Source organism: Sphingomonas sp. (genome assembly GCF_025362505.1).
Classification (GTDB): domain Bacteria; phylum Pseudomonadota; class Alphaproteobacteria; order Sphingomonadales; family Sphingomonadaceae; genus Sphingomicrobium.
Genome location: NZ_JANYGG010000072.1, coordinates 1 through 6,593 on the forward strand (window position 1 = coordinate 1; position 6,593 = coordinate 6,593).

The following is a 6,593-nucleotide window of genomic DNA, read 5'->3' on the forward strand; positions in this document are numbered from 1 at the left end:
GGCACGACCGGCAGCCGGGTGCTCAACGGCACTTACGCTGGCCACCGCGCGTGCGAGGACGCGTTGAAAGACTTCTACGCGATGGACCATGCGATGGTCTTCTCGACCGGCTACCAGGCCAATCTCGGGATCATCTCGACCATCGCATGGTCCATCGCGTAAAATTCTTTCAGCGCGTCCTCGCAATCGCGATGTCCGCGATAGGTCCCGTTGAGCACCCGGCTGCCGGTCGTGCCCGAGCCATATTCGTCGAGTGCCTGCTTGCCCGCCGCGATGACGTCGGGATCGAAGGTCATGCCCATGTAATTATAGGTGCCCAGCAGGATCGTCCGCTGGCCGTTGCAGATCGCCACGGTCGGGCTTTCTACCCGCTCCATGACGAGGTTGAACGGGTCGGTCATCCCGGTCGAGAGCAACGAGCGGCGGATCTCGATCAGCGGATCGAACTTGTCGAACAGGTCGCCCATGTCAGTCGGCCTTGAGTTCGGTAACTGCGTCGACCAGCTGGCCGACACTCTCGATCTCAGCCTGTTGGTTCATGGTGATGAGGATGTCGAACTCGTCCTCGATGTTGGCGACGAAATCGAGCACCGTCAGGCTGTCCCACTCCAGGTCCTGAGCGAAGCGGGTCGCCTCGGTGACCGCGATCCCCTTCTTGTTGAAGGGTGCGATCTGGCGCTGGACGATATCGAGGGTGGTGTCGCGGTCGGTCATCGGGTCGCCTTAAGAGTGGACCGCCGCTTTCGCAACGGAATGGGGCGGAAGCGCGGCGGAACTGAAGCCTGTTTCAGTGCAGGCTAAAGCCAGCGTTGCTCGCGGTACCAGCGGGCGGTGTCACGCAGGCCGGCGGGAGTCGAGATCGCGGGTTGCCAAAGGTGGGCAGGCGGAGCGAGCGCGGGGTCGGCGACCCAGTCGGGATGGCAGAAATAGGCAACCCGGTCGGGGGTCAGCTTGGCGCTGCCGCGGCGGAAGAAACGGTCAAGCGCGGCGCCGACGCGGAGCAGGGGTTGCGGGGCGGAGAGCGCAAACACTTTCCTGCCGACCGCTTCACCGAGCAGTGCGGCGAATTCGAGATGGGTGAAGCCACCGCGCGTACCATCGTCGGGTTCGGCCGTCAGGCCGGCGGGCGAGGCCGGATCGGCCAGCGCGGCGAGCAGTCGGGCGAGGTCGTCGACGTGGATCAGCGACAGACTGCCGGTCGGCGGGAGGAGGACGACCCCCTTGCTGGCCATGCGGAACAGGTCGAGCGTCTCGCGGTCGCCGGGGCCATAGACGGCTGGCGGACGGACGATCGCGAACGGCAGGGTGCCGGCGCGGACGAGGGCTTCGGCGCGCGACTTCGATCCGCCGTAGAGCGACAGGTCGGGCTCGCGCGCGGCCAGTGACGAGACATGGACGAAGCGTTGCACTCCGGCGGCGGTCGCGGCGGCCAGGATGGCTGTGGTGCCGGCGACATTGCCGGCCTCGAACCCGGCCGCATCGGGGGTGTTGAGCACGCCGGCGACGTGGATCACGCTTTCGCACCCGACAACAAGCTGGTCGAGCGCTGCGTGGTCGGCGAGGTCGCCCTGAACCCAGGTCACCCCCTCGCGCGCTTTCATCGGGCGGCGCGCGAGGGCGCGAATGTCGCGCTGCTGCTCCTGCAAGTAATGCAGCAGGCGTCCGCCGACGAAGCCGGTCGCGCCGGTGATTGCGATGGTCATAGCGGAGCAGGCTTCAAAGCGGTGACCAGGCGGCTTCGGGTTCGACCGCCTCGGCATTGGCCACGGCGACGTCGCCGATCAGCGTGAACAGGGCCTCGATCAGTTCGTCGATCCCGTCGCCGGTCGCGGCAGAGATGAGGTGAGGTTCGGTGCCCGACGCCTTGGCGAGCTTCTTGCGCAGCTTGGCGAGATCCTTGGGGTCGACCAGGTCGCAACGGCTGAGCGCGACCAGCTCCGGCTTGTCCTCGAGCCCGGCGCCATAGGCGTCCAGTTCGCCACGGACGATGCGCCACGCGTCGACCGGGTCCTCGCCCTCGGCATCGACCAGATGGAGCAACGCGCGGCAACGCTCGACATGGCCGAGGAAGCGGTCGCCGATCCCGGCGCCCTCGGCGGCGCCCTCGATCAGGCCGGGGATGTCGGCCAGCACGAACTCGCGCTGCTTGAAGCTGACCACGCCCAGTTGCGGACGCAGTGTCGTGAAGGGATAGTCGCCTACCTTGGCGACGGCGTTGGTGATCCGGTTGAGCAGGGTCGATTTGCCGGCGTTCGGAAGCCCGACGATGCCGACGTCGGCCATCAGCTTGAGCCGCAGCCAGACGTACATTTCCTCGTTCGGCCAGCCGGTGCCGTGCTGGCGCGGGGCGCGGTTGGTCGAAGTCTTGTAGCTGGCGTTGCCCCGCCCACCGTCGCCGCCGCGCAGCAGGGTCACGCGCTGGCCGACCTCGGTAATGTCGATCAGTAGCGAACGCTCCTCGTCGTCGGCGAGGACCTGTGTGCCGACGGGAACCTTGATGACGAGGTCGTCGCCGCCGGCGCCTGTGCGGTTGGAACCCGAGCCGCCCTTGCCGCGAGGCGCGCGGAAATGCTGCGTATAGCGAAAGTCGATCAGGGTGTTCAGCCCGGCGACGGCTTCGAAGATGATGTCGCCGCCCTTGCCCCCGTGGCCGCCGTTGGGGCCGCCGAATTCGGCGAATTTTTCGCGACGAAAGCTCACCGCGCCGGGGCCACCGGCGCCCGAGCGGACGAAGATCTTGGCCTGATCAAGAAAATGCATCCGCGCCCCTTAGAGGATGCGGCGTCGAATCGTAAGCCTAGGAGAGCAGGGCGCCGATCTGTGCGACGGCGATCTCGCGGACCACCATCGGGTCGTCGCCGGTCGCGGCGGCGACTTCGGCGCCGACCAGGCTGTCGCCGATCGCGAGCAGGACGAGGCCGAGGACGACACGGTCCATCGGTCGGGGATCGCCGGCGGCGCGGAAGTCGGCGAGGATCGCGGCGACGGTCTCGGTCACGGGCAAGAGCGCCTCGCGCTGGCGGGTCAGCGCGATCCAGCCGACCAGTTCGCCAACGCGGTCGCGGGCGAACGCGTCGAACATCGCGTCGACCACGTCGCGCGGGGTTGCTTCGCCGCGTCGCCGGCTGGCGATAGCGGCGGTGATCGAGGCCGAAACCCGGCGCGCGATCTCTTCGGCGAGTGCGCGGTGAAGCCCGGCCGCAGAGCCGAAATGGTGGAGCAGGTTGGCGTGGGTCCGGCCGATGCGTGACGCCACCGCCTTGAGGGTGACGGCGGCGACCCCTTCCTCGATCAGCAGCCCATGCGCGGCCTCGACCGCGGCGGCGCGGGCATCGTCGGGAGACTGGCGGCGGCGGATCATCTTCATGCTCTAGTCGGAAAGTCAGACTAAAGTCAGCCTGTCACGATCTCTACTTATTGACATTTATGTTAGCTAAGGCCAGATCAGATTCATGAACGCTCACACCAGAATCGACGGTTCGACTCCGTCCGACTTAATCATCACCCCGCGCGATCGCCGCTTCGGACGCGGTGAGGCGACGCCGCGGTGGTGGCACGGCGGCAACCCGGCGGCGAGCGCGCTGTATAATGCGCTGTCGGCGACCTTCCCGCTCGGCGAGGCATTCTTCGTCGATAGCGTGCGCAAGTTCCGCGACGGAGCGCCGGAGCCGCTGGCGAGCGAGATTCGCGCCTTCACCACGCAGGAAGTGATCCACAGCCGCGAGCATCTCGCGTTCAATCGCCGTGCCGCCGACGCGGGCTATGATCTCAAGCCGCTCGAGGACAGGGTTGCTGCTCGGCTTGATCTGACCAAATCGAGGCCGCCGATCGTCAACCTGGCGGCGACGATGGCGCTCGAGCATTTCACCGCAATCCTGGCGCATGAACTGCTCGCCGACCCGCGCCACCTCGCCGGCGCCGATGCCGAGACGGCCGCGCTGTGGCACTGGCACGCAACCGAGGAAATCGAGCATAAGGGAGTCGCCTACGATACATGGCTTCACGCGACGAAAGCGTGGCCGCGCGGCAAGCGCTGGAAGGTCAAGTTCAAGGTCATGCTGCTCGTCACCCACAATTTCGTCGTCGACCGGACGGCGGGGTCGCTCGAGCTGCTTCGGCAGGACGGAATTACCGGCTTCAAAGCCTGGTCGTCGCTGCTGTGGTACATGTGGATTCGGCCCGGAATGATGCGCAAGATTTTCTTGGCCTGGGTTCATTTCTTCCTGCCGGGTTTCCATCCATGGAACGAGGATGATCGCGCGCTCATCGCCCAATATGATGCGCCGGTCGTGGCCTGATCATATCTTCCCCAAGCCCGAGGATTTAATCCGGGCCCGGGAGGGTTTTTCTACGCGGCGAGTTGTCCGACGTCGGTCGTCGTCGCCGTTGCCGCCGCCGCCGCGAGATCGAGGCGCAGCAGCCGAGACGGGGCACAGCCGCCGCGCGCGCAGCTGTAGCGCGGGGCGGTCAGGCCGATGGCCTTGAAGCCGAGCTTCTCGAGCACCCGGCCAGACGCCGGATTGTCAAGAAAATGGGACGAGTCGAGCTGGGCGAGGCCGAGCGTCGCGGCAATGTCGATCAGCGCGCGGCCGGCCTCGGTGGCATAGCCGCGCGCCCAATAAGCCCGCGCGATCCAGTAGCCGAATTCGACCCGCCCCGACGCGCGCCGGGCGATGCCGCACGCGCCAACGATCCCGGGCGATCCGGCGGTACGTGCTATGATCAGGAACGACGGCAGCGCCGGATCGCGCGGGGAGGCGAGGAACGCCTCTGCGTCGCCCAGCGCGTAGGGCCACGGCGCGGTAGCGAGGTTGCGGACTATGGCCTCGTCGCCGATCGCGTGCGCCAGCGCCGGCGCATCCTCGGCCCAGCCGGGTCTCAGTAGCAGTCTTGCTGTTCTGGCGAACATTGTATCTTCTCCCGCTGGGCGAGCGGTTAGGCTCGCCAAGTTACAGTTTTGGGAAAAGAAAAAAGGGAGGAGAGGGGGGTGCCCTCTTCTCCCTTTTGGGTTCCGGATGTCCAGTCACCATTTGGGCCACCCCCTCCCGGGAGCGGCCTTTTCGTGACCGATCCCTATTCTGCTGCCTGTGCTACCGCCGGCATATTGTTCGCGTCTACACACGCGAATTTGCGGCCTTGGCGCCCGTTCTTGAACGAGACGCGGCCGTCAGTAAGAGCGAACAGGGTGTGATCCTTGCCAATGCCGACGCCCGCGCCCGGATAGACGCGCGTGCCGCGCTGGCGGATGATGATGTTGCCGGCGCGCACGGTTTCGCTGCCGAACTTCTTGACGCCGAGGCGCTTCGATTCGGATTCGCGACCGTTGCGGCTCGAGCCGCCTGCTTTCTTATGTGCCATGGAAAATTACTTTGCTTTCGGGGTCTTCTTGGCCGCGGCCTTAGCAGGCGCGGCATCTTTTGTCGAGGCGGCGGCGGGCTTGGCGGCCTTGGTGGCGGGCTTTTCAGCCTTGGTGGCGGGCGCTTCGGCCTTGGCAACCTTGGCCGGCTTCTCGGTGGCGGGCGCGGCGGCGACCGGCGCCTCGGGAGCGGCAGCCTTCTTGGCCGGGGCCTTCTTCTCGGCCTTGGCGTCGCCGATCGAGACGATCCGCAGGATCGTGTGCTGCTGGCGATGGCCGGCCTTGCGGCGGTAATTGTGGCGGCGGCGCTTCTTGAAGACGGTGACCTTGTCAGCCTTCGCCTGCGCGATGATCTCGGCGCCGACGACAAGGCCCTCGAGCGACTTCAGGTCCGATCCCTCGCCGGCGAGCAGGATGTCGGTCAGCGAGATGCTGTCACCGGCATTGCCATCGAGCTTCTCGACGACGATCTTGTCTCCCGGGGCAACGCGATATTGCTTGCCGCCCGTGCGCAGGACTGCGAACATTGGCTTCTTCTTTCTTCAACGAAACTGGGCCGCGGCGGGAGACCCGCGCGGGAAAGGCTGCCGACTAGGCAGGAGGGCCTCGCCTGTCAACCGGGGGGAGGCGTTTTGCGAGGGAATCGACGCGATCGTGCGCGGCTGGCAATGACCCGGTTTTGGACAAGTAGACAGTGTAACGCGGTTTTGTGTCATGCATGTCGGCGATGTCGTGCGTGTCGGCGGTGTCGCGTGTGTCGTCCGGAGGGCGCGCATGTAATTTTGGTTATCAACGGGTGACCATTGGTCGGGCAAGCGCAAAGGATCATCGGAATAGCCAAGCATATCGGGTGTGCTGTAGGACAGGAAAATCGTCAATGGCGGAGATTGGTGAGGAGCAGTCACCAGCGATCAGGCTTAAGTATCCGGCGTTTCAGACGTTCAAATTGCCGATCGCATCATATATTCAATCGGAGTGCTTCGTAACAATCGCCGTCAATGGCCGTGCCAACACCGGCTTCGATAATGGCAAGTGCTTCGGCGCGTGACATGGCGCTTCGGTACGGGCGATCCGAACTCAGGGCGTCGAAATAGTCGCACACCGTGATGATACGAGTTTCGCGGCGAATTTGATCGTCCTTGAGACCAAGCAGATAGCCGGATCCATCCATTCTTTCGTGATGAGCGGCGGCGATCGGTGCCATATCCGCCAGCACTCCGACCCTCCCAAGAATTTC

Annotated in this window: 9 protein-coding genes and 2 pseudogenes; 2 read left to right on the forward strand and 9 right to left on the reverse strand. The window is 65.4% G+C overall.

The window, feature by feature from the left end; translation table 11 throughout:
* Nucleotides 1-147 (forward strand): annotated as a pseudogene (locus tag Q0R27_RS07025) (8-amino-7-oxononanoate synthase); the annotation flags it as partial.
* Here the strand turns inward: Q0R27_RS07025 and Q0R27_RS07030 are convergent.
* From Q0R27_RS07030 to Q0R27_RS07050, 5 genes and pseudogenes are all read right to left on the reverse strand, one after another.
* Nucleotides 138-467 (reverse strand): annotated as a pseudogene (locus Q0R27_RS07030) (8-amino-7-oxononanoate synthase); the annotation flags it as partial. The pseudogenes Q0R27_RS07025 and Q0R27_RS07030 sit on opposite strands and share 10 nt — an antisense overlap.
* A gap of 1 nt (nucleotide 468) precedes the next feature.
* A complete protein-coding gene (locus tag Q0R27_RS07035) occupies nucleotides 469-714 on the reverse strand; it encodes an acyl carrier protein (RefSeq protein WP_293942769.1) in 246 nt (81 codons plus the stop codon).
* 83 nt (nucleotides 715-797) lie between these two features.
* Entirely contained in the window at nucleotides 798-1,703 is a 906-nt protein-coding gene (locus tag Q0R27_RS07040; protein ID WP_293942771.1) for an NAD-dependent epimerase/dehydratase family protein, read from the reverse strand.
* Nucleotides 1,704-1,716: 13 nt separating this feature from the next.
* A complete protein-coding gene (gene obgE / locus Q0R27_RS07045) occupies nucleotides 1,717-2,760 on the reverse strand; it encodes a GTPase ObgE (RefSeq protein ID WP_293942773.1) in 1,044 nt (347 codons plus the stop codon).
* Nucleotides 2,761-2,797: 37 nt separating this feature from the next.
* Nucleotides 2,798-3,367, reverse strand: coding sequence for a TetR family transcriptional regulator (locus Q0R27_RS07050; RefSeq protein ID WP_293942775.1), 570 nt, complete (start codon nucleotides 3,365-3,367; stop codon nucleotides 2,798-2,800).
* 85 nt (nucleotides 3,368-3,452) lie between these two features.
* Here Q0R27_RS07050 and Q0R27_RS07055 point away from each other — a divergent pair, with 85 nt between their 5' ends.
* Nucleotides 3,453-4,298 (forward strand): metal-dependent hydrolase, encoded by an 846-nt coding sequence (locus tag Q0R27_RS07055; protein WP_293942777.1) that lies wholly within the window; start codon nucleotides 3,453-3,455, stop codon nucleotides 4,296-4,298.
* A 50-nt stretch (nucleotides 4,299-4,348) separates the two neighbouring features.
* Here Q0R27_RS07055 and Q0R27_RS07060 read toward each other — a convergent pair whose 3' ends face one another.
* The 4 genes from Q0R27_RS07060 to Q0R27_RS07075 all read right to left on the reverse strand — a co-directional run.
* Nucleotides 4,349-4,909, reverse strand: a complete 561-nt coding sequence (locus tag Q0R27_RS07060; RefSeq protein ID WP_293942779.1) for a GNAT family N-acetyltransferase — start codon at nucleotides 4,907-4,909, stop codon at nucleotides 4,349-4,351.
* 164 nt (nucleotides 4,910-5,073) lie between these two features.
* Entirely contained in the window at nucleotides 5,074-5,358 is a 285-nt protein-coding gene (rpmA, locus tag Q0R27_RS07065) for a 50S ribosomal protein L27 (RefSeq protein WP_293942781.1), read from the reverse strand.
* 6 nt (nucleotides 5,359-5,364) lie between these two features.
* The gene (rplU, locus tag Q0R27_RS07070; protein WP_293942783.1) at nucleotides 5,365-5,883 is read right to left on the reverse strand and encodes a 50S ribosomal protein L21; all 519 of its coding nucleotides are present in this window, start codon (nucleotides 5,881-5,883) and stop codon (nucleotides 5,365-5,367) included.
* Nucleotides 5,884-6,314: 431 nt separating this feature from the next.
* Nucleotides 6,315-6,593 (reverse strand): HD domain-containing phosphohydrolase (locus Q0R27_RS07075; protein WP_293942785.1); only part of this gene is annotated, 279 nt, incomplete at its 5' end.

What these genes read in the sequence shown, in the direction of transcription:
- Q0R27_RS07035 (WP_293942769.1), bottom strand. Translation starts at nt 714, where the DNA reads ATGACCGACCGCGACACCACCCTCGATATCGTCCAGCGCCAGATCGCA.
- Q0R27_RS07040 (WP_293942771.1), bottom strand. Translation starts at nt 1,703, where the DNA reads ATGACCATCGCAATCACCGGCGCGACCGGCTTCGTCGGCGGACGCCTG.
- obgE (WP_293942773.1), bottom strand. Translation starts at nt 2,760, where the DNA reads ATGCATTTTCTTGATCAGGCCAAGATCTTCGTCCGCTCGGGCGCCGGT.
- Q0R27_RS07050 (WP_293942775.1), bottom strand. Translation starts at nt 3,367, where the DNA reads ATGAAGATGATCCGCCGCCGCCAGTCTCCCGACGATGCCCGCGCCGCC.
- Q0R27_RS07055 (WP_293942777.1), top strand. Translation starts at nt 3,453, where the DNA reads ATGAACGCTCACACCAGAATCGACGGTTCGACTCCGTCCGACTTAATC.
- Q0R27_RS07060 (WP_293942779.1), bottom strand. Translation starts at nt 4,909, where the DNA reads ATGTTCGCCAGAACAGCAAGACTGCTACTGAGACCCGGCTGGGCCGAG.
- rpmA (WP_293942781.1), bottom strand. Translation starts at nt 5,358, where the DNA reads ATGGCACATAAGAAAGCAGGCGGCTCGAGCCGCAACGGTCGCGAATCC.
- rplU (WP_293942783.1), bottom strand. Translation starts at nt 5,883, where the DNA reads ATGTTCGCAGTCCTGCGCACGGGCGGCAAGCAATATCGCGTTGCCCCG.